The sequence below is a fragment of the Pseudonocardia wallangbongensis genome, from assembly GCF_054486945.1.
The window spans coordinates 613,696-632,843 of record NZ_JBRERS010000003.1 but is presented as its reverse complement, the minus strand read 5'-3'; the positions used below and the strand labels follow the sequence as shown (position 1 = coordinate 632,843).

Here is a 19,148-nt window from a genome sequence, read left to right as displayed (position 1 = left end):
GCGCGGTCATGAGAGCGCGCTGACGAGTGTTTCCAGGCAGGCGGGGCCGGCGGCCGGCGGTGTGAGCAGCACCCCGGGCACCTCCATCGGCGGGGTCAGTGGCCGGACGACGACCCCGGGCACCGGCTCACCCTCGCAGCCGCAGACCACCGTGGCGTCCTGGCTGCTCATGGCGATCTCCACCGCGGCGTCCTCGAGGGACCGCACCGGGCGGCCGGTGCTCGCGACGATGCCGGCGGCGGTGCAGGCCGCGAGGAGCGCGTCGTGCAGCGCCGGGTCGCTTGCGCGGTCGGGCAGGCGGAGGGTGAGCTCGGCGAGCGCCGCCACCGGGACCGCGGGACCCGCGGCCGCAGGATGGGCGGCCGGGAGCAGCACCTGCAGGGGCTCTCGCCACACCTCCACCGCCTGCAGGTCCCGAGCGGCCACCATCCCGCGCACCAGTGCGATGTTCAGCTCGCCCGCGCGCAGCCCCGCGACGTGCTCGGCGACCGTGCCGTCGACCAGTGCGAGCGTGAGATCGGGGACGGCCGCCCGCCACTTCGCCGCGGCTCGGGAGAGCCGCGCGCCGACGCCGGGGGTGGTGCCGACACGCAGGACGGCCGCGCGCCCGGCCGACAGCTCGGCGGCGACCGCGCGTACGCGATCCACCGCGGCCAGCGCGGCCCGCGCCTCGTCGAGCAGCCGGTTGCCGTCGCTGGTGAGCACGACCCGCCGGGAGGTGCGCTCCAGCAGCCGTACGCCCAGCTCCCGCTCGAGCCGGCCGACCTGCTGGCTCACCGCGGGTTGTGCGACGTGCAGGCGCTCGGCGGCCCGCCCGAAGTGCAGCTCCTCGGCGACGGCCACGAAGTAGCGCAGCTGGCGAACCTCCACGTCCCTTCTCTACCACCGGATCCATCACGTGTCCTTATCGCTGCGCGGGGCGAATGCTCGTTGATCGGCGACCGGGCAGTGGCTGGACTGGTGGCATGCAGATCGGGATGTGGATCGACGACGAGAGGCCGCTGCCGGCCGTGATCGATGCCGTGGTGGACGCGGAACGCCGGGGTTTCGCCCGAGCGTGGTTCGGCCAGCGGCTCGGCTGGGACCCGCTGGCCGTGATCGCCGCCGTCGGTGACCGCGCGCCGCGCATCGGGCTGGGGACGGCCGTCGTCGTGACGTGGTCGCGGCACCCGCTCACGCTCGCCGCCGAGGCCCTCACCGCGCAGGCCGCGGTACGGGGCCGCCTCACGCTGGGGATCGGACCGAGCCACCAACCGATCGTCGAGGGCCGGTACGGGCAGCGTTGGCACCGCCCGGGCCGGCACGTCGAGGAGTACGCGGACGTCCTCTCCCGCGCCCTGCGCGGCGAAGCGGTCACCGCGGAAGGCGGGCTGAGCGCACCCGGTGCGCCCGCACCGCCGCTGCTGCTCGCCGCCCACGGCCCGCGCCTGCTGCGGCTCGCCGGCGAGAGGGCCGCGGGCGTGATCACCACGTGGACGGACGCCCGCGGCGTGGCCGAGCACGTGGTACCGGCGGTGCGGACGGCCGCGGCGGGCCGGCCGGACCCGCAGGTCGTCGTCGGCGTGATCGCGACGCTCACCGACGACGCCGACGCCGCGCGCGCCCACGTCGCCGAGGCGTTCGGCCTGGCCGGCGGGCTGCCGAGCTACCGCCACTCGCTCGACCAGGCCGGTCTGGCGGGTCCGGAGGACACGATCCTCGCGGGGACCGAGGCGGACCTGGAGAAGGCGGTGCGGCGCTTCGCCGACGCGGGCGCCACGGAGCTGCAGCTCTGCCCGGTGGGCCCGCCTGCGGAGCAGGCCCGCACGATCGAGTTCTTCGGGGAGCTGGCCTCGGCTACGGCGTGATCGTCTGGATCGCCAGCTGGTTTCCCGGGGGCGTCGTGCTGCAGCCCGTTCCGTCCGTCTGGACGAACAAGGACGCCGTGTCGCCGGGCGGGTAGACCCGCAGGCCGCGGACCGGCACGGGGTGGCAGTCGGCGGGGTCGAAGTTCTGCACGTTGGCGAGCTGGAGCTGCGCCTGCGCCGTGCCGCCGGGCGGGATGGGCACCTGGCCGCCGCGCTCCCCCGACATGGCCGCCGCGGGTCCGACCTGGTGGCCGTCGTCGCCCGCGACGTAGGAGACGCCCGGGAATCCGCGCAGCTCGCAGGTGCGGGAGCCGGCGTTGGTGAAGACCAGCGCGCGGTACACCGACCCGGCGGCGGCCCCACCCTCGCCGAGCGAGACCGAGAGCTCCCCGGTGGTGCAGCGGGCCAGGTCTGCCCCGTCCGCCTGCTCGGCCGGCTCGATCGCGCGCGTGGCGGCGGCGGCCGGTGTCATCGCGCTCCCGGCACTCGCGGTGGTGGGCGGGGAGGCGGGCACCTGCGGCGTGGCCCGCGGAGCTCCCGCGCACGCCGTGGCACCGAGCAACACCCCTGCGACGATCGCCGTCGCCCCGACCCTGATCCGGATCATGTGGACTCCCCCGATCCTCCGCGGCACTCCCCAGCGCCGCTCCACCTGCTCAGACGCGCAGTGGGACGACGCGTTGCGCCGTACAACCGATCGGGTGGCCGCGTTACGCTCTGCGTCGATGTCGGCGACGCGCTTGCTGGTGCTGGGGATCGTTCGCGGATACGGGCGTGCCCACGGCTACCGGATCGGCAACGACCTGCTGTCGTGGGGCGCCGACGAGTGGGCGAACGTGAAGTGGGGTTCGATCTACCACGCGCTGCACGCGCTCACCGAGCGCGGGCTCCTTCGCGATCACAACGAGATCGCGGGCCGCACCGAGTACGAGATCACCGAGCGCGGCGACGCCGAGTACATGAAGCTCCTGCGGGATGCCCTGCGCCGCCCGCAGCCGCGCCCCGACTTCCTGGGTGCGGCGCTCGCCATGCTGCCCTCGCTCCCCCGCGACGAGGCGATGGCCCTGCTGGAGCAGCGGCTCGAGGCCCTGGAGGCGCAGCGCGACAAGGCGCAGGCGCAGATCGACGCGCTCGTGGAGCCGCCGCACGTGCGTGAGCTGTTCGGCCTCTGGGAGAGCCAGGCGGCGGGCGGTGCCGACTGGACGCGCGGCCTGATCGCGCGCCTCGAGGCGGGCGCGTACCCGATGGCGGGCGAGCCGCGGTCGCCGGGCAAGCCGGGTAGCTGGGAGTCGCTGAGGTTCCCGCCCTATCCGCCCCGGGACGAGTAACGCGCGTCCGGTTCCGGACGATTCAAGTTTGCATACCCCCTTCCCGCCGGGCATCCTCGACGGTCGGGGGTTCAAACTTGAGTATCAGGAGGAACATGGTCGCCGCTGTGAGCGCCGAGGCGCTCCGCAAGCGCTACCCGGGCTCCGACACTCCGGCGCTCGACGGGTTCGACCTGTCCGTGCCACCGGGCACGGTGCACGGGCTGCTCGGCCCCAACGGGGCCGGCAAGACCACCGCCGTCCGAATCCTCACCACCCTGCTGCGCCCCGACGCCGGGCGCGCCGCCATCGACGGCTTCGACGTGGCCACCCGGGCCGCGGACGTGCGCCGCCGGATCGGCCTGGTCGGCCAGTACGCCGCGGTCGACGAGATCCTCGACGGCCGCCGCAACCTCGTGATGTTCGGCCGGCTCTTCCACCTCTCGCGCGCCGACGCGCACCGGCGGGCCGACGAGCTGCTCACGCGCTTCGGCCTCGCCGAGGCCGCGGGCCGGTCGGTCGGGGCGTACTCCGGTGGCATGCGGCGGCGGCTCGACCTCGCCGTGAGCATGATCCTCGCGCCCGCGGTGCTGTTCCTCGACGAGCCCACCACCGGCCTGGACCCCCGCGGCCGCGCGGAGGTGTGGGACGCCGTACGCGCTCTCGTCGCGGGGGGCACCACGGTACTGCTCACCACGCAGTACCTGGACGAGGCCGACCAGCTCGCCGACCGGATCTCGGTGCTGGCCGCGCCGAAGGGCGCAGGTGGCCGCGTGGTCGCCGAGGGCACGCCCGACGGGCTGCGGTCGCGGATCGGCGGCGACCGGGTCGACCTCGTGGTGCGGCACGCGGCCGACGTGCCGCGCGCGGCCGCGCTCGTGGAACGGGTCGCCGGCACCGCCCCCGATGTCGAGAACGCCACACACCGGATCACCGCCCCGGTCAGCGACCGGATGGAGGCGCTCACGGCGGTGGTGCACGGCCTGCGCAACGACGGGATCGACGCGGAGGACCTCACCGTGCGCCGTCCGACGCTCGACGAGGTGTTCCTGCATCTGACGACGGCCACGGAGGTGGCGGCGTGACCGTTCTACCCGCACCTGGCTCGCGGCTGCGCTGGGCGCTCGCCGATGCCGCCACGCTCACCCGCCGCTACCTGGCCCACCTCGGACGCCAGCCGGAGCAGGTCGTCCTGACGATCGGGTTCCCGATCCTCATCCTGCTGATCTTCGTCTACCTGCTCGGCGGCATGATGGTGGTGCCGGGAGGCGACTACCGGCAGCTGCTGCTCCCGGGCATGTTGACCATGACGATGCTGTCCGGGATCGGCTCCACGATGGTCGCGGTCGTCACCGACGCGCAGCGTGGCATCACCGACCGCTTCCGTTCGATGCCGATGGCCCACTCGGCCGTGCTCGTCGGGAGGGCGGCCGCCGACCTGGCGATCTCGGCGCTCGGCCTGGTCGTGCTCGTGCTCGCCGGGCTCGCGATCGGCTGGCGGTGGAGCGCCGGACCGCTCGAGGTCGCCGCCGCCGTCGGGCTGCTCCTGCTGCTGCGGTTCGCACTGCTGTGGGTGGGCATCTACCTGGGCCTGCTCGCCCGCGGCACCGGGCCGGTCACGGCGGCCCAGGCGCTGGAGTTCCCGGTGGCGTTCCTGTCGGGGGTCTTCGTCGCCCCGGCCGCCATGCCCGACGTGGTGTCGACCGTCGCCGAGTGGAACCCGCTCACCGCCACCGCGGCGGCCGCCCGGGACCTGTTCGGCAACCCCGGCTGGGGTGGCGAGTCGTGGGTCGCCCAGCACCCCGTCCTCATGGCCGTCGCCTGGCCGCTCGTCATCATCGCGGTCTTCGGGCCGCTCTCCGTCCACCGATACCGGGAGATGAGCCGTTGACCACCCAGAAGCCCACACCGCCCCGCTGGCTGAAGCCGCTGAACAAGGTGCTGATGGCGGTGCAACGCACCGGCCTGGGGATGAAGGAGCTCCCGGTCCTCACCGTCCCCGGCCGCAGGAGCGGCAAGCCGCGCAGCACGCCGCTCTCCGTCCTGGAGCACGAGGGGCAGCGTTTCCTGCTGGAGGGCTTCCCCGGCGCCGACTGGGCCCGCAACGTCCGGTCCGCCGCCGGCCGTGCGACCCTCACCACGGGGAAGCGGCACGAGCAGGTCCGGCTCGTCGAGCTGGACGCCCAGGAGGCCCTGCCCGTGCTGCGGCTGTGGCCGGTGCGCATCGCGGACGGCGCGAAGATCATGGCGGACGCGGGCGTGGTCGAGGCCGTCACCCCGGAGGCGTTCGAGGCGGTCGCGGGCCGGTGCGGGGTGTTCCGCATCGAGGCCGCGTGACCGGAACCGGACAGGAACCGTCCGTTCACCCGCGTGGAGAGGACTGCATGGAGTTCGTCCCCGAGTTCATCGCCGTCACCGGCGCGCGCGAGAACAACCTGCGCGACGTGTCCGTCCGGGTCCCGAAGCGCCGGATCACCGCGTTCGTCGGGGTCTCCGGTTCGGGGAAGTCGTCGCTGGTGTTCGACACGATCGCCGCGGAGGCGCAGCGGCAGCTGAACGAGACGTTCTCGGCGTTCGTCCGCGGCTTCCTGCCCAAGCTCGGTCAGCCCGACGCCGACCTGATCGAGGGGCTCTCGACGGCGATCGTCGTCGACCAGAAGCGCCTCGGTGGCGGCGCACGCTCGACGCTGGGCACGGTCACCGACATCAACTCGTTCCTGCGGCTGCTGTGGTCGCGCCGCAGCAGCCCGCACGTCGGGTACGCCTACGCGTTCTCGTTCAACGAGCCGCAAGGAATGTGCCCGGGGTGCCGGGGCATCGGGCGGAGGGTGCAGCTGGACCACCGGGTGTTCTTCGACCTGGACCGGTCGCTCAACGAGGGCGCGATCCTGCACCGCGACTTCGCCGTCGACTCCTGGTACTGGCACATCTACGCGCAGTCCGGGAAGTTCGACAACGACCGGCCGCTGCGCGACTACACCGACGCCGAGTGGCGGCTGCTGCTGTGGGGCTCGGACGAGAAGGTGGCGCTCGAGGGACCGGGCCGCAAGGCCGTCAACATGGACTTCGAGGGCGTCGAGGCGAAGTTCAATCGCCTCTTCATCCAGGCCGACGCCGACTCGGGCAGCTCGGAGCGCAAGCGGGAGACCGTCGCGCGCTACACCACGTCGGTGCGCTGCCCCGACTGCGGCGGCGCGCGGCTGAACGCGGCGGCGCGCACCGCCACCGTCGGCGGGCACCCGCTGCCCGAGGTCACGGCGATGGACCTGCACGCCGTGCACGCGCTGCTGCCCACCCTGTCCGATCCGGATGTCGCGCCCCTGGTGCACGAGGCCACGGAGCGCGTCGGCGCCCTGATCGACATGGGCCTGGGCTACCTCACGCTGGACCGCGAGACGTCCACGCTGTCCGGCGGCGAGTCGCAACGGATCAAGATGGTGCGCCACCTCGGCTCATCGCTGGTGGACGTCATGTACGTGTTCGACGAGCCGACGATCGGCCTCCACCCGCGCGACGTGGGGCGGATGAACGCGCTGCTCCACCGGCTGCGGAAGAAGGGCAACACGGTGCTGGTCGTCGAGCACGACAGCGACGTGATCACCGCGGCCGACCACGTGGTGGAGCTCGGCCCGCGAGCCGGCACCGAGGGCGGCCGGGTCGTCTACGAGGGCGACGTCGCCGGGCTCGCCACCTCCGGCACGCTCACCGGCGAGTTCCTGCACCGGCCGATCACGCTGCGGGAGGAACCCCGCACGCCCACCGGCCACCTGCACCTGGCGAAGGCCACGGCCAACAATCTGCGCGGGTTCGACCTCGACGTCCCGCTCGGGGTGCTCGTGGCCCTCACCGGCGTCGCCGGGTCGGGCAAGAGCACCCTGGTGCGCGAGGTGCTGGTCCCGCAGCACCCGGGCGCGATCGTGGTGGACCAGAGCGCGGTGGCCACGTCGATCCGCTCCACGCCCGCGACGTGGACCGGCGTGATGGACCCGATCCGGAAGCTGTACGCGAAGGCCACCGGGGTGAAGCCGGCACTCTTCAGCTTCAACTCGGAGGGTGCCTGCCCGACGTGCAACGGGCTCGGCGTGCTGTACACCGACCTCGCCTTCCTCGACGGTGTGCGCTCCACCTGCACCGACTGCCGCGGCCGCCGCTACACCGAGGAGGTGCTCGCGCTCACCGTCGACGGGCGGTCGATCTCGGACGCCCTGGACATGACGGCGGAGCAGGCCTGCGAGTTCTTCACCGCGCGCGACATCCGGCGCCGGCTGCAGGCCGTCGTGGACGTCGGGCTCGGCTACCTGACGCTCGGCCAGCCGCTCTCCACGCTGTCCGGCGGCGAGTGCCAGCGGCTCAAGCTGGCGGGCAAGCTGCACGAGGAGGGGAACGTCTACGTGCTGGACGAGCCCACGACGGGCCTGCACATGTCCGACTGCGGGCACCTGCTCGCCCTGCTCGACCGGCTCGTCGACGGGGGCAGCTCGGTGATCGTCGTCGAGCACAACCTGGACGTGATCGCGCACGCGGACTGGGTGATCGACCTCGGCCCGGACGGCGGTGACGCGGGCGGCGCAGTTCTGTTCGAGGGACCACCGCGGGCGCTCGCCCGGGCGACGGGCTCGTTCACCGGCGAGCACCTCCGGCGCCACGTCGCCACCACGGCGGTCCGGTGAGCGAGCTCGCCGCCTTCACCCCCGCCGACCCGCCGCGGTCCGGGCTGCTCGTGCTGGCGGGCGAGCTGTTGCCCGGACTCGGCACGCCCGGCACGTCCGACCTGGTGCCACCGCCCGGGAACGGCGCCAAGACCGTCCCGGTGCGCCGGGTCCCGCTCGAGGAGGCGTTGCCTCGGCTGCTCCGGCCCGGCACCCCGGATGATCCGGCGGCGTTGCAGTTCTGGGCCTCCGCGGCCCGGTTCGGGGTGCACCTCGTGGCCAGGGGCCGGATCCTGCCCGGCGTCAGCCCGGCCGGGTTCGACGCGTGGCGCGCCGGCCCGCTCGACGCCGAGGACGCCGACCGGTTGCACGCCCTCGCCGCGGCGATGCCGCCCACGGCGCGGTCGGTGCCCGGGCCCGGGACGGAACCGCCCGAGTTGCCGGCAGCGGCACCACTGGTGCGGGCGTTCCTCGACGCGGTCGCGGACGTGCTGCCCCGCTCACCCGACGCGGTGGCGGTCGCCGGGACGTCGCTCTACGCCGCGCCGGAGCCGCAGGCCTGCGGACAGCTGCGGGACTGGGCCGACGAGGTCGCCGCGGGCGTCGACGCCGGCGTGCGGCTGTCCCTGCGGGTCGAGGCGGATCCGGGCGCCACCCGGTTCCGGGTCGTCGTCCAGCTGCACGCGCTCGACGACCCCACGCGGGTGGCCGACCTCGCCGCCGTGTGGAGCGGGGCGGCGGTCGGTTTCGGCCCCCGCTCCCGGCTCGACGCGCTGCTCGCCGTCCGGCGCGCCGCGCGGTTCTGGGATCCCGTGCGGCAGTTGCTCGGGCAGTCGGTGCCCGACGTCCTCGACCTGGACGACGGGGACGTCACCGACCTGCTCGGCGACGGTGCCGCGCGGCTCGCCGCGGCGGGGATCGCCGTGCACTGGCCGCGGGAGCTGCGGCCGGAGCTCTCGGCCCGGGTCGTCGCCGGGCGCGGGAGCGGTCCGGCGGGGTTCACGGCCGCCGGGGAGCCGCTGCACCTCGACTGGGAGCTCGCCCTGCGCGGCGACCCCCTCACCGCCGAGGAGATGGCCGAGCTGTCCGCGAGCCACCGGCCCGTCGTGCGGCTGCGCGACGAGTGGGTGCTCCTGGACCCCGTCGCGAAGGCACGGGCCACCGACCGCACGCTCGGCCCGGTCGGCCCGGTCGCGGCGCTGGGTGCGGCGCTCACCGGCCAGGTGGACGATCGCGGCGCGCCGGTCCCGGTGGTCACGACGGGGTGGCTGCAGCGGCTGAAGGAGCGCATCGCCGCCCCGCCCGCGCCGCTCGCCCCGCCGGACGGGCTCGCCGCCACGCTGCGCGACTACCAGCGGCGCGGCCTGGGCTGGCTGGACCGCATGACGTCACTCGGCCTCGGCGCCTGCCTCGCCGACGACATGGGCCTGGGCAAGACGATCACCGTGATCGCCCTGCACCTGCACCGCGATGCGCTCCCAAACGCACTTCCGGGGAGCGACCGCCGCAGCGAAGCAAGGCGGGGGCTCGCCGGGGAGAACAGCGGGCCCACGCTCGTGGTCTGCCCGGCGTCGCTGCTCGGCAACTGGGAGCGGGAGATCACGCGGTTCGCGCCGGGGGTGCCCGTGCACCGCTACCACGGCAGCGGCCGCGCCCTGCCCGGGCACACCGGGTTCGTCCTCACCACCTACGCCACCATGCGCCGGGACGCCGACGCCCTCGCCGGCCACCGGTGGGGGCTCGTGGTCGCCGACGAGGCGCAGCACGTGAAGAACCCCGCGTCGGGCACCGCGATCGCGCTGCGGCGCATCCCGTCGGCGGCACGGGTGGCGCTCACCGGCACGCCGGTGGAGAACGACCTGGTGGAGCTCTGGTCGATCCTCGACTGGACCACGCCGGGCCTGCTCGGCACCCTCGCCGAGTTCCGGGCCCGGTGGGCGGACCCGATCGCCGAGGACCGGGCCGTCGCCGAGCGGTTCGGCCGGTTGGTCGCCCCGTTCCTGCTGCGCCGGCGCAAGTCGGATCCGGGCATCGCACCGGAGCTGCCGCGCAAGACCGAGACCGACCGTCCCGTCGGCCTCACCCGCGAGCAGGCGGGGCTCTACGAGGCGGTGGTGGCCGAGACGATGGCCCGGATCGCCGGCGCCGACGGCATGGCCCGGCGCGGGCTCGTCCTCGCGCTCCTCACCGCGCTCAAGCAGATCTGCGACCACCCTGCCCTCTACGCGAAGGAGCCCGACCCGGTGCTCACCGGCCGGTCCGGGAAGCTGGAGCTGCTCGACGAGCTGCTCGACACGATCCTCGCCGAGGACGGCGCGGCGCTCGTGTTCACGCAGTACGTGGCGATGGGGCGGCTGCTCGAGAAGCACCTGCGGGCACGGGGCATCCCCGTCCAGTTCCTGCACGGGGGCACCCCGGTGCCGGAGCGGGAGGCGATGGTCGACCGGTTCCAGGACGGCGGCGCGGCGGTGTTCCTGCTGTCGCTGCGCGCGGCGGGCACCGGGCTCAACCTGACGCGCGCCGACCACGTCGTGCACTTCGACCGCTGGTGGAACCCGGCCGTCGAGGAGCAGGCCACCGACCGGGCGTACCGGATCGGCCAGACCCGGCCGGTGCAGGTGCACCGGCTGATCAGCGAGGGCACCGTGGAGGACCGCATCGCCGCACTGCTGGACGCGAAACGCGCGCTCGCCGACGCCGTGCTCGCCGGCGGCGAGGCCGCGATCACCGAGCTCACCGACGCCGAGCTGGCCGACCTCGTCGCGCTGCGGGGTGAGGCATGACCACCGCCGACGTGCTCCTTCCCGCGGAGGCGCGATCATGAGAGCACGGGGGTTCGCCGCCTTCCCGCCCCGCCCGGGCCGGCGCGGCCGGTCCTGGTGGGCGCGTGCGTTCGTCGCCGCGATGGAGGACGCCGCCCTCGACGCCACGCTGCTGCGGGCCGGGCGGCGGTTCGCGGGCAGCGGGCGGATCGGGCCGATCACCGTGGCACCCGGCCGGATCGCCGCCACCGTCGAGGACCCGGACGGGATCTACGACGTCGTCGTCCACCTCTCCGAGCTCACCGACGCGGAGTGGGACCGGTTCCTCGACCAGGTGCGGGCGGAGGCAGGCCACCTCGCGGCGCTGCTCGACCGCGAGGTGCCGCGGTCGCTCGTGCGGTCGGCCGACGCCGCGGACGTCGCCCTCCTCCCGACGATCGGCGACCTCGAGTCCGACTGCGACTGCCCCGACATCGGCGACCCGTGCCCGCACGCGGCCGGGCTCTGCTACCAGGTGGCCTGGCTGCTCGACGACGACCCGTTCGTGCTGCTCCTGCTGCGCGGGCGCGGCGCCGACGAGCTGCTCGACGTGCTGGGCCGGGAGCCGGTGGCCGCTGCCGAGCCGGCCGGGTCCGGGCGGGAGGTGGACCACCCGGTGCCGGCCGCGGCGGCGTACGCGACCGCTCCGGCCGCCCTGCCCGCCCCGCTCCCGCCACCGCCACGGGCTCCGGACCCGGTGTTCCCAGGGGCGCCCGGCCTCCCGCCGGATGCGCTGAGGCACCTCGTGGCCGGTGCAGCCGCGCAGGCCCGAGCGCTCCTCACGGAGTCCTGATGGGAGTCGACCTGATCATGAACTCGGGGGCATGATCACTGCGAGACGGCGCTCAGCGCCCCGCGCAGGACATTCCCCCGTAGTTCGGACCGATCATGCGACCTTAATCGCTGCGAGAGCACGCTGAACGCCCTCGTAAGGGCAGTTTCCAGCATCTCGGATCGATCACCAGGCGACGAACGCGCCGTTGCTCGGGAGCTCCGACAGGCGGCCGATCAGGTACGCGCGCTCGGTCTCGTTGGCCGTCAGCGCGATCGCCCGCTCGTACGCCGCGGCGGCGTCGGCGGCCCGATCGAGCCGGCGCAGCAGGTCGGCCTTGGCCGCGGGGAGGTAGCGGTACCCGGTCAGCCGGGGGTCCCCTTCGAGCGCCTCGATCTCGACCAGCCCGGCGGCGGGCCCGTGGACCATCGCCACCGCCACGGCCCGGTTCAGGGCCACCACCGGTGACGGCCAGCGGCGCAGCAGCTCGTCGTAGAGCACGAGGATCTGTGGCCAGTCGGTGTCCTCGTAGGTCGGGGCCACCGCATGGAGGGTCGCGATCGCGGCCTGCAGGGCGAACCGGCCCGGGTCGCCGCCCCGCAGCGCGCGTACGACCAGCGCGTCCGCCTCGGCGACGACCTCCCGGTCCCACGCCGACCGGTCCTGCTCCTCCAGGCGCAGCAGCCGCCCGCCCGCGCCCGTCCGGGTCGTCCGGCGGGCGTGGTTGGCCAGGAGCAGCGCGAGCAGCCCGCTCACCTCGCGTTGCCGCGGCAGGAGCGCGCGGAGCATGCGGGCCAGGTCGAGTGCGCGCTCGGCGAGCTCGTCCCGGGTGAGCGCGGGACCGGCCGGGGCCGTGTGCCCGGTGGTGAAGAGCAGGTGGATGGCGGTCAGGACCGCGTCCACCCGGACCGGCAGCTCATCCGGCGCGGGCATGCGGAACGGGATCCGGCTCGCCGCGATCTTCTTCTTCGCCCGGGTGATCCGCGCCGCCATCGTCGCCTCCGGCACCAGGAAGGCCTGCGCGACGTCCGGGGTCGGCACGCCGCAGACCAGCCGGAGCGTGAGCGCGACCTGGGCCTCCAGCGCCAGCGCCGGATGACAGCACAGGAACACCAGGCGCAGCCGGTCGTCGGCCACCGCGGGCAGAACCGGCGGTTCCACCAGCAGGTGCAGCTTCGCCTGCCGTGTCCGCGCCCGCCGGACGGCATCGAGCGCGTTGTGCCGGGCCGCGGTGGTGAGCCAGGCACCCGGGCGGTCCGGCACGCCGCCCGTCCAGGACTCGAGCGCGGCCGCGTAGGCGTCCTGGACGCACTCCTCGGCCAGGTCCAGGTCCCGGGTGACGCGCACCGTCGCGGCGAGCACGGCGGCCCACTCACGGCGGTGCGCGTCCGCGACGGCGTGCCGGACGGCTTCCGGGGTCACAGGAGGGGACGCACCTCGACCGCACCGTCCATGATCGGGAGGAGCTTGCCCACCGCGAGCGCGGTGTCGAGGTCGGGGGCCTCCACCACGAAGAAGCCGGCCAGCACCTCCTTGGTCTCCAGGAACGGGCCGTCGGTGACGAGGCCGTCCTTGTGGATCGTCCGCGCGGCCGCCGCCGGTTTCAGGCCCTGCTCGTGGACGACCCGCACGCCCATCGCGGCGATCTTCTCCCCCGCACCGATGTTCGCCTCCATGACCTCGGGCGGGATGTCGGCCACGCCGCCGGGAAGCTCCTTCTCATAGATCAGGACCGCGTACTGAGGCATCGTTCGTCACCAGTTCCCTGTCTCGGGCCCGATCGCACCGTAGGTGATGGCGCCCGCGCGCGCGTACCGGCCGACGACGACCCCCGACCGGGTGGTCGCCGCCGCGACCAGGTCGAAACGGGCCGGCACCGTCCCGCTCCCGAAGATCCGCTTCCCGGACCCGATGAGCACCGGCATCACGACCAGCTGGAGCTCGTCGACCAGGTCGTGCGTGAGCAGCGTCTGCACGAGCTGGATGCTGCCGTGGACCTGGATCTCGCCGCCATCGGACTTCTTGAGCGCCGCGACGGCGTCCACCACGTCGCCTTCGAGCAGGGTCGAGTTCTGCCAGTCCACCGACGTCAGGGTCCGGGACGCGACGTACTTCCGCACCGCGGCCCATTTCGACCCGATCGGGTCGTCGGCCGCCGCCAGCGGCCAGGTGGCGGCGAACTCCTCGTACGTCCGGCGGCCGAGCAGGAGCCCGTCGGCCCGGGCGACCACGCCGATCATCCGGGCGAGGACCTCGTCGTCGATGTACGGCGCCGCCCAGCCGCCGTGCTCGAACCCGCCGTCGCGGTCCTCGTCGGGCCCGCCGGGACCCTGTACGACACCGTCCATCGACACGAACTCGGTCACCATCAGGGTGCGCATGCCGTCTCCTCCTCACGAGAGCGCGGACGCCACCTTCCGGCGCCCGTCACGTTCCCGGCGGGCGAGGCGACGGTGAATCGACAGGGCCAGGTGTGACGCCGGACACACCACGGCGGACCGCGCGGCCCGTCGCCGCCACGACCGCCTCCAGCGGGCCCCGGAGACCGGTGAGCCACAGGGTGATCCCGATCAGCGTGGCGACCAGCACGTGCCCCAGCCAGAGCACGAGGTCGTCGGAACCGCTGCCCGCGTACACCGCCAGGGCCACGACGTGCAGCGCGTACAGGGTGAGCGGAACCGAGCCGAGCGCAGCCGGCACCCGGACGACGCGCCGGGACCAACGCGCCAGCAGCAGCATCGCGCCCAGCACCGCGAGCGCGGACCCGGTGGTGGCGGCCAGGTCCAGCGTGCTGCCGGAGTGCGGGACGTCCACGGCGAGCCACCACCAGCTCCCGGTGGGAGTGGTGCCGTACCGGCGCGCCGCCGCCTCGGCGCCGAGCACCCACACCCCGTTGCCCGGGCCGAGCAGCAACGACGACGCGGTGTGCGCGGCCACCGCGAGCACGACACCCCCGGCCAGCAGGCCGGAGGCCACCTGGGGGCGGTGCAGGTCGAGCCGGCCGACGGCCATGCCGGCGAGCAGGTACGTCGTCCAGGTCAGGACCGGGTAGTAGCCGGTGAGCACGAGCGTGCCGAGCGCGGCGCCGGGCTCGGCGAGCTCCGGCCACCCGACCTGCTCGCCGGGGCCCTCCGGGAGCCCCGCCCGCAACAGCTGGCTCACCACCGGGGTGAGGACGCACGCGAGCACCGCACCCGCCGCGAGCACGCCGCGAGGGGCCCGCAGCAGGAGGGCGGCCACCACGAACAGGACGCCGTAGTAGGCCAGGATGATCGCCACCGGGGCGTCGGACGCCACCAGGGTGAGGCCGACCGCGCCGACCAGGACACCGCGCACGACGAGGGCGGCCCCCGCCCCGAGGTGGGCGCGGGCCCCCACCGGCCGCCGCGTACCGCCGGTCGCGAGGGCCACCCCGACCCCGGCCAGCACCGCGAACAGCGCCGACGCCCGCCCGGACGCCACCAGACCCGTGAACGTGGCCTCGCGGCCGTCGCGGAGCGGGAAGATGTGCGTGGCGAACATCCCGACCAACGCCACGGCACGTGCCGCGTCGACGCCGAGGATGCGCCCCCGGACCGTGGTCGCCTCCCGCCCGACCTCTGCGGGGAGCGCCCGCGTCACCGCGCTGGTGCGCCGGCGCCGACCGGGCCGTCCGGCCGCTGCCCGGCCCTGCGCAACCACTCGTCGAGCGTGCCCTGCACTGCGCGCAACGCGGGCCGGCGGCGAGGATCGTTGTCCAGCGCCGCCCGCAGCAGCGCGAGGTGCGCGGACCGGGACGGGAGATGGGTCAACCGGGCACCGGACGCCGCCGCACGCAGCCCCGACACCGCGTCGGGGTGGCCGCCCCGCGGCGGCTGCCCCGTCAGGGCGTAGGAGACCGTGGCGGCGAGCTGCCAGGAGTCCGACGCAGGGGTGGCGCGCTCGCCGCACGCCACCTCGGGGGCGAGGAAGTCCGGCGTGCCGAGCACGAAACCCGCCATCGTCATCGTCGAGTCGCCGGTCTTGCGGGCGATCCCGAAGTCGATGAGGTGCGCCAGCCCGGCCTGGTCGACGACGACGTTGGCCGGTTTCACGTCGCGGTGCAGCACGCCGCGGGCGTGGGCGGCGTCGAGCGCTCCGGCGAGGCCGATCCACACCCGGGCGGCGGTGACGTCGTCGAGCGGACCGCGGGCGCGCAGCAGGTCACCGAGCGGGGCGCCCTCGACGTACTCCATCACGATGACGAGGCCGTCGAGCTCACGCAGGCCGGGGTCGCTGGCCGCCGGGAGCAGGTCGTGGATGCGCACGCAGTGGGGGTGGCGGACGGCCACGAGCGCACGCGCCTCGCGGCGGATCCGCTCCTCCGTCTCCGGGTCGGGCGCGTGGGCGGCCTTGAGCGCCACCGGGTGCCCCAGGCGGGCGTCGTGGGCGAGCCACACCCGGCCGAACCCGCCCGATCCCAGCCTGCGGACCAACCGGAACCGCGGCGTGCCCCCACCGAACGGAGGTGAGGGCGCGACGAGTGTGGGGCGCGGCGGCTGCTGCGCCCTCTGCTGCGGGGCCGGCGTACGTGGCGCCGGCAGCACCGGCGGTTCGGGTCGGCGCGCCGCGAACCGGCGGGCCATCCGGTCGGCCAGGGACGCCTGCGGCGGTCCCGCAGGCACCGGGGGACGGCGGGCCGCGACCGGCGGGCGCAGCGACTCCATCCGGGGCGGCTGCCGCTGCGCCGGGGCGGGCGCGGCCAGCGAGCGGCGCACCACCTCCCGCGGCGGGGCGCCGACCGTCAGCACGACCGCGATGCCCAGGAACGCGCCGACGGTGACCCCGATCCAGAGGTGGCCCGTGGACCCCGCAGGCGTGCGCGCCGTGAGCAGCGTGAGCGCCACCAGCGGCACCCAGAAGAACTTGGCGGGCCACCGCGGGCCGCGTCGCAGCGCCAACCGCGCCTGCGCCGCCACGCACAGCGCAGCCACCAGCGGGAACCCGACGAGCAGGACGAGCGCGAGGCCGAACCGCACCGGGTTCGCCGGGTCGAACGCGGCGGCAACGCTGTAGCCGCCCAGGTAGGTGGCCTGCGGGCTGAAGCACACGGTGGTGCCGAGGTCGGCGACCTGGGCCGACGTGAGCCCGTCGACCTCGCGGCCCGCGGCCACCGCACCGAACACCCTGCCGGTGGCCGTGAACAGGACGAGCGGCAACAGGCCTGCACCGACCAACCCGGCGAGGGCGATCAGCGCGGACTCGCCCGCTCCGTAGCGGGACCCGATCCGCTTGCGCAGCACGGCCACCAGCACCGCGGCCGCGGTGGGCAGCAACCCGACCCCGATGCCCAGCACCGTGACCGCCCACGGCCATCCGCCCGGGCAGGCGTCAGCGGCCAGCGCCGTGCGCAGGCTCGCCACCAGGCCGGCGACGAGCGCGGTGAGCGCGTCCACGCCGTGCTCCCCTTCCCCTCCGCCCCGCGGCGGCGGTCCGCCGGGGGATCCCGGCCCCCACTATGGCATCACCGGGTCACGCGCCGGTGTAGGTGAGTGCTCGACGGTGGTAGCCGGCGATCAGGTGACGGCGCCGCCACCCGGGAAACCCTCACCGCGCACATCGTGGCGGGACCGCACACATGCCCGAGCATGTGTGCGGACCCCAGACGGTGTGTGCGGCCGCCCCGGCTCGCCGGCCGAGTTCGTCGTTCATGCAACCGATGGCCCGGCCGTTCCGTCCTGGAGTCATGCACCGCGCCACGCTCCCGCTGCTCGCACTGGCAGCGCTCACCCTGTCCGGCTGCTCGTCGGCGGCGGCCGCTCAGCCCGGGTCGGCCGCGCCGCCCGCCATCACCGCCCGCGCCACCGGGACCGTCGTCGCGGCGCCGGACACCGCCACGGTCGTGCTCGGCGTGGAGACCCGCGACCGCAGCGCGACCACGGCGCTCACCGCCAACTCCGACCGCGCCAACGCCGTGATCGGCGTGCTGCAGGGTGCCGGGGTGGCGCCCGCGGACATCCGGACGAGCCAGCTCAGCGTGTCCCCGACGACGGCGCCGGAGACCGGCCGGATCACCGGGTACGAGGTGAGCAACCAGGTCACGGCCACCCTGCACGACATCGCCGCGGCCGGCCCGCTGATCGACCAGGCCGCCGCGGCGGCGGGCGACGCGATCCGCGTCCAGTCGATCCAGTTCTCCATCGCGGACGAGAGCGCCGCGCGCGCCGACGCCCGGGCCGACGCGGTGCGCCGCGCGCTCACCCAGGCGCAGCAGCTCGCCGACGCCGCCGGCGTCGGTCTGGGGCCGGTGCGCTCGATCGTCGAGGTGTCCGGCCAGCCGCCGATGCCCTACCGCGCCGACGCCGGCGTCGCCCAGAAGGCCGTGCCGCTGCAGCCCGGTTCACAGGAGCTGTCGGTCACCGTGGAGGTCGTGCACGACATCGCGTGATCGCCCGGAATGCGCGGCCGTGTACTGCGTTGGTGGTGACATGGCCCTCACCCGTACCGACGGTCCCCTGTCCGCGGCCGCGCCCGCCACCGTCAACTACCGGATCGACGGACCGGCCCACAAGCTGCTCATGCACCCGTTCCCGCGCCGGGTACGCGCCGAGTCCGCCGGCCGCACGGTGCTCGACACCCGCCGCGGCGTGCTCGTCCACGAGACGGCCCTCCTGCCCCGGCTCTACGTGCCCGAGGAGGACATCGACCGGACCCTGTTCGTCCCGAGCGACCACACCACGCACTGCCCGTTCAAGGGCGACGCCACCTACCGGTCGCTGCAGGTGGGCGACCGGGTCGTCGAGAACGCGCTGTGGGCCTACCCCGACCCGGTGCCCGACGCGAAGTGGCTCGCCGGGTACGCATCGCTGTACTGGGAGGCCGCCGACGCGTGGTTCGACGAGGACGAGCAGGTGTACGCGCACCTCACCGACCCGTACACCCGCGTGGACGTGCGACCCACCAGCCGGCACGTCCGGGTGCTCGCCGGCGACACCCTCGTCGCCGAGTCGCACCACCCGCTCGTGCTGAACGAGACCGGCCTCCCCGCCCGGTGGTACCTCTCACCGGACGACGTGCGCGTGCCGCTGGAACCGACGACCACCCACACCCGGTGCCCGTACAAGGGTGAGGCGAGCTACTGGACCGTCCGGCTCCCGGACGGCCGCGAGCTCACCGACGCGGCATGGGCCTACCCGCACCCGTTGCCCGAGTCGTCCCGGATCGCCGGGCGCCTCAGCTTCCTGCACGACGACGTGACGGTCCTGGTGGACGGCGAGCCCGCATAGGTCGTGAGTGGATACGAGCGCTCCAGCACTCGTATCCACTCACGGGTGGGTTCAGTCGTCCTCGACCAGCAAGGCCTCGAGGGCCGGGAGGGCGGCGACGATCCGCTTCCGGTCCTCGTCGGCGAGGCGGACGAGGCGGCGGGCCACCAGGGCGGTGCGGTGGCTGCGCACCTCCGCCAGCCGCACGGCGCCCTCGTCGGAGAGGACGATCCGCACGCCGCGGGCGTCGTGGGGATCCGGGGTGCGGATCACCAGTCCCTGCTCGTCGAGCGAGGCGAGCACCCTGCTCATCGTCGGTGCCGTCACGGCCTCCCGGCGGGCCAGCTCGGACAGCCGTAACGGGCCGTGCTGCTCCACCGTGACCAGTGCGGACAGCTGCAGTGGCGGGATCGACTCCCGCCCGTCGATGCGGATGCGGCGGTGCAGGCGGCCGACGACGAGCCGCAGCCGGGCGGCGAGCTCGGTCTGCTCCTCGGTCGCCACGTCCTCGGTCTCCACGGACCCGGTGGTCATCGACACATGGTGCCA

General features: G+C 74.7%; 18 protein-coding genes. 10 read left to right on the top strand and 8 right to left on the bottom strand.

Annotated elements, in window-relative coordinates:
- Positions 1–6: 6 nt before the first annotated feature.
- Positions 7–870 carry a LysR family transcriptional regulator gene (locus tag ACU436_RS14250; RefSeq protein ID WP_459025345.1) on the bottom strand — a complete coding sequence of 288 codons (864 nt, stop codon included), beginning with the start codon at positions 868–870 and terminating at the stop codon, positions 7–9.
- Between the two features lie 95 nt (positions 871–965).
- Between ACU436_RS14250 and ACU436_RS14245 the strand changes: the two genes are divergently transcribed.
- On the top strand, positions 966–1,847 hold the full coding sequence (locus ACU436_RS14245; RefSeq protein WP_459025343.1) for a TIGR03564 family F420-dependent LLM class oxidoreductase: 882 nt from the start codon (positions 966–968) through the stop codon (positions 1,845–1,847).
- Here the strand turns inward: ACU436_RS14245 and ACU436_RS14240 are convergent.
- Complete coding sequence (locus ACU436_RS14240; protein ID WP_459025341.1) at positions 1,837–2,454, bottom strand: DUF4232 domain-containing protein; 618 nt, start codon at positions 2,452–2,454, stop codon at positions 1,837–1,839. The two genes, ACU436_RS14245 and ACU436_RS14240, sit on opposite strands and share 11 nt — an antisense overlap.
- A gap of 118 nt (positions 2,455–2,572) precedes the next feature.
- Between ACU436_RS14240 and ACU436_RS14235 the strand changes: the two genes are divergently transcribed.
- From ACU436_RS14235 to ACU436_RS14205, 7 genes are all read left to right on the top strand, one after another.
- Positions 2,573–3,175 carry a PadR family transcriptional regulator gene (locus ACU436_RS14235; RefSeq protein WP_459025339.1) on the top strand — a complete coding sequence of 201 codons (603 nt, stop codon included), beginning with the start codon at positions 2,573–2,575 and terminating at the stop codon, positions 3,173–3,175.
- A 95-nt stretch (positions 3,176–3,270) separates the two neighbouring features.
- Entirely contained in the window at positions 3,271–4,239 is a 969-nt protein-coding gene (locus ACU436_RS14230) for an ATP-binding cassette domain-containing protein (protein ID WP_459025337.1), read from the top strand.
- On the top strand, positions 4,236–5,045 hold the full coding sequence (locus ACU436_RS14225; protein WP_459025335.1) for an ABC transporter permease: 810 nt from the start codon (positions 4,236–4,238) through the stop codon (positions 5,043–5,045). Before ACU436_RS14230 ends, ACU436_RS14225 begins: the two co-directional genes overlap by 4 nt.
- The gene (locus ACU436_RS14220; RefSeq protein ID WP_459025333.1) at positions 5,042–5,491 is read left to right on the top strand and encodes a nitroreductase/quinone reductase family protein; all 450 of its coding nucleotides are present in this window, start codon (positions 5,042–5,044) and stop codon (positions 5,489–5,491) included. The genes ACU436_RS14225 and ACU436_RS14220 overlap by 4 nt, the downstream gene beginning before the upstream one ends.
- A 47-nt stretch (positions 5,492–5,538) precedes the next feature.
- A complete protein-coding gene (locus tag ACU436_RS14215) occupies positions 5,539–7,824 on the top strand; it encodes an ATP-binding cassette domain-containing protein (RefSeq protein ID WP_459025332.1) in 2,286 nt (761 codons plus the stop codon).
- Positions 7,821–10,586, top strand: a complete 2,766-nt coding sequence (locus ACU436_RS14210) for a DEAD/DEAH box helicase (RefSeq protein ID WP_459025331.1) — start codon at positions 7,821–7,823, stop codon at positions 10,584–10,586. The genes ACU436_RS14215 and ACU436_RS14210 overlap by 4 nt, the downstream gene beginning before the upstream one ends.
- A gap of 37 nt (positions 10,587–10,623) precedes the next feature.
- On the top strand, positions 10,624–11,397 hold the full coding sequence (locus tag ACU436_RS14205) for an SWIM zinc finger family protein (RefSeq protein WP_459025329.1): 774 nt from the start codon (positions 10,624–10,626) through the stop codon (positions 11,395–11,397).
- A gap of 165 nt (positions 11,398–11,562) precedes the next feature.
- Here the strand turns inward: ACU436_RS14205 and ACU436_RS14200 are convergent, their stop codons facing one another.
- Genes ACU436_RS14200 through ACU436_RS14180 form a run of 5 tightly spaced genes read right to left on the bottom strand, consistent with a single transcriptional unit; the run spans position 11,563 to position 16,790 of the window.
- On the bottom strand, positions 11,563–12,798 hold the full coding sequence (locus tag ACU436_RS14200; RefSeq protein WP_459025327.1) for an RNA polymerase sigma factor: 1,236 nt from the start codon (positions 12,796–12,798) through the stop codon (positions 11,563–11,565).
- The gene (locus ACU436_RS14195; protein ID WP_459025325.1) at positions 12,795–13,124 is read right to left on the bottom strand and encodes a YciI family protein; all 330 of its coding nucleotides are present in this window, start codon (positions 13,122–13,124) and stop codon (positions 12,795–12,797) included. Before ACU436_RS14195 ends, ACU436_RS14200 begins: the two co-directional genes overlap by 4 nt.
- 6 nt (positions 13,125–13,130) lie before the next feature.
- Positions 13,131–13,757 carry a dihydrofolate reductase family protein gene (locus tag ACU436_RS14190; RefSeq protein ID WP_459025323.1) on the bottom strand — a complete coding sequence of 209 codons (627 nt, stop codon included), beginning with the start codon at positions 13,755–13,757 and terminating at the stop codon, positions 13,131–13,133.
- A 46-nt stretch (positions 13,758–13,803) separates the two neighbouring features.
- Positions 13,804–14,997: a heparan-alpha-glucosaminide N-acetyltransferase domain-containing protein gene (locus tag ACU436_RS14185; RefSeq protein WP_459025321.1), complete on the bottom strand. Its 1,194-nt coding sequence runs from the start codon at positions 14,995–14,997 to the stop codon at positions 13,804–13,806.
- On the bottom strand, positions 14,994–16,790 hold the full coding sequence (locus ACU436_RS14180; RefSeq protein WP_459025320.1) for a serine/threonine-protein kinase: 1,797 nt from the start codon (positions 16,788–16,790) through the stop codon (positions 14,994–14,996). Before ACU436_RS14180 ends, ACU436_RS14185 begins: the two co-directional genes overlap by 4 nt.
- A gap of 290 nt (positions 16,791–17,080) precedes the next feature.
- Here ACU436_RS14180 and ACU436_RS14175 point away from each other — a divergent pair, with 290 nt between their 5' ends.
- Both ACU436_RS14175 and ACU436_RS14170 read left to right on the top strand, forming a co-directional pair.
- The gene (locus ACU436_RS14175; RefSeq protein ID WP_459025318.1) at positions 17,081–17,782 is read left to right on the top strand and encodes an SIMPL domain-containing protein; all 702 of its coding nucleotides are present in this window, start codon (positions 17,081–17,083) and stop codon (positions 17,780–17,782) included.
- A gap of 40 nt (positions 17,783–17,822) precedes the next feature.
- The gene (locus ACU436_RS14170; RefSeq protein WP_459025316.1) at positions 17,823–18,620 is read left to right on the top strand and encodes a DUF427 domain-containing protein; all 798 of its coding nucleotides are present in this window, start codon (positions 17,823–17,825) and stop codon (positions 18,618–18,620) included.
- A 51-nt stretch (positions 18,621–18,671) separates the two neighbouring features.
- Here ACU436_RS14170 and ACU436_RS14165 read toward each other — a convergent pair whose 3' ends face one another.
- On the bottom strand, positions 18,672–19,133 hold the full coding sequence (locus ACU436_RS14165) for a MarR family winged helix-turn-helix transcriptional regulator (protein WP_459025315.1): 462 nt from the start codon (positions 19,131–19,133) through the stop codon (positions 18,672–18,674).
- Positions 19,134–19,148 lie beyond the last annotated feature (15 nt).

Bases quoted from the DNA above. Each gene is read 5' to 3' on its own strand.
- ACU436_RS14245 (WP_459025343.1), top strand. From the start codon at position 966: ATGCAGATCGGGATGTGGATCGACGACGAGAGGCCGCTGCCGGCCGTG.
- ACU436_RS14240 (WP_459025341.1), bottom strand. From the start codon at position 2,454: ATGATCCGGATCAGGGTCGGGGCGACGGCGATCGTCGCAGGGGTGTTG.
- ACU436_RS14235 (WP_459025339.1), top strand. From the start codon at position 2,573: ATGTCGGCGACGCGCTTGCTGGTGCTGGGGATCGTTCGCGGATACGGG.
- ACU436_RS14230 (WP_459025337.1), top strand. From the start codon at position 3,271: ATGGTCGCCGCTGTGAGCGCCGAGGCGCTCCGCAAGCGCTACCCGGGC.
- ACU436_RS14215 (WP_459025332.1), top strand. From the start codon at position 5,539: ATGGAGTTCGTCCCCGAGTTCATCGCCGTCACCGGCGCGCGCGAGAAC.
- ACU436_RS14205 (WP_459025329.1), top strand. From the start codon at position 10,624: ATGAGAGCACGGGGGTTCGCCGCCTTCCCGCCCCGCCCGGGCCGGCGC.
- ACU436_RS14195 (WP_459025325.1), bottom strand. From the start codon at position 13,124: ATGCCTCAGTACGCGGTCCTGATCTATGAGAAGGAGCTTCCCGGCGGC.
- ACU436_RS14190 (WP_459025323.1), bottom strand. From the start codon at position 13,757: ATGCGCACCCTGATGGTGACCGAGTTCGTGTCGATGGACGGTGTCGTA.
- ACU436_RS14175 (WP_459025318.1), top strand. From the start codon at position 17,081: ATGCACCGCGCCACGCTCCCGCTGCTCGCACTGGCAGCGCTCACCCTG.
- ACU436_RS14170 (WP_459025316.1), top strand. From the start codon at position 17,823: ATGGCCCTCACCCGTACCGACGGTCCCCTGTCCGCGGCCGCGCCCGCC.
- ACU436_RS14165 (WP_459025315.1), bottom strand. From the start codon at position 19,133: ATGACCACCGGGTCCGTGGAGACCGAGGACGTGGCGACCGAGGAGCAG.